The 792-nt window shown below is 26.9% G+C and carries 2 protein-coding genes; both read left to right on the top strand.

What is annotated here, in order from left to right:
* The first annotated feature begins 107 nt into the window (after positions 1-107).
* Entirely contained in the window at positions 108-521 is a 414-nt protein-coding gene (locus tag D8787_RS11280) for an asparagine synthase-related protein (RefSeq protein ID WP_125423884.1), read from the top strand.
* Positions 496-750 (top strand): PqqD family protein, encoded by a 255-nt coding sequence (locus D8787_RS11275; RefSeq protein WP_260471402.1) that lies wholly within the window; start codon positions 496-498, stop codon positions 748-750. The genes D8787_RS11280 and D8787_RS11275 overlap by 26 nt, the downstream gene beginning before the upstream one ends.
* The last annotated feature ends 42 nt before the right edge of the window (positions 751-792 follow it).

Raw genomic sequence — 792 nt, 5'->3', positions numbered from 1 at the left:
TAGATAAGGAAGTAGAATTTCATAAAAATAGAGCAAAATATCAAGCTATTAGTTCACTAATTTGCTATTAAAAAGTCTTAGAACAAGTTAATAGGCAGTTAGCTGGAATATTAGATGTAGAAGCACCATTCTTAAATTATCAAATTGTAAAAACATCTATGAACATACCAGATAAAATAATTGTTGGAAGAGCGACATCGAAGGAAATCCTTTATCAAACTTTAAAAGGAATTGTTCCAGTAGATATTTTTACAAGGAGAGTAAAAGGTGACTATTCTAGTCCACTATATTCAAGTTATAGAAAATTTGTAAAAGAAAATTCTAATCATATTTGGAATACTGAATTGGTAAGGAGAAAGATTGTAGATGGGGAAAAATTGACCAGTATTCTTAGTCTACCGACAGTCAATCCTATAATTATAGAATTTTTTGAGAAATTTTGTATACTTGAACGGTGGATACTACAAGTAGATAGATATATGGAAGGACGCAATAATGAAAATATTTTCAAAAAAACATAAATTAGAAATTAAAAAAATAGAAAATGGTGCGATCGTATTTGATAAATCAACAGGATACTATTTTCAAACAAATGAAATTGGAGTAAAAATTTTATTAATGTTGTCTGAAAATATGAGTGAGGAAGAAATTGCAATATCTCTTTCCAAAGAATTTAAAGAAGATTTAGCAAATATAAAAGAAGATATTTTATTATTTATGAATTCTTTGAAAGAAAGTAGGATACTTTGATGGATATACAAATTTCTCAGGAATATACAAATTTCTCAGGAA

Origin of the sequence: Streptococcus mitis, assembly GCF_003944325.1 — a bacterium.
Classification (GTDB): domain Bacteria; phylum Bacillota; class Bacilli; order Lactobacillales; family Streptococcaceae; genus Streptococcus; species Streptococcus mitis_CW.
Note: the sequence above shows the minus strand (reverse complement) of the source record. Positions and strands in the feature narration are given on the sequence as shown.

Excerpts from the sequence above, each read along its gene's own strand:
- D8787_RS11275 (WP_260471402.1), top strand. The coding sequence starts at position 496 with ATGAAAATATTTTCAAAAAAACATAAATTAGAAATTAAAAAAATAGAA.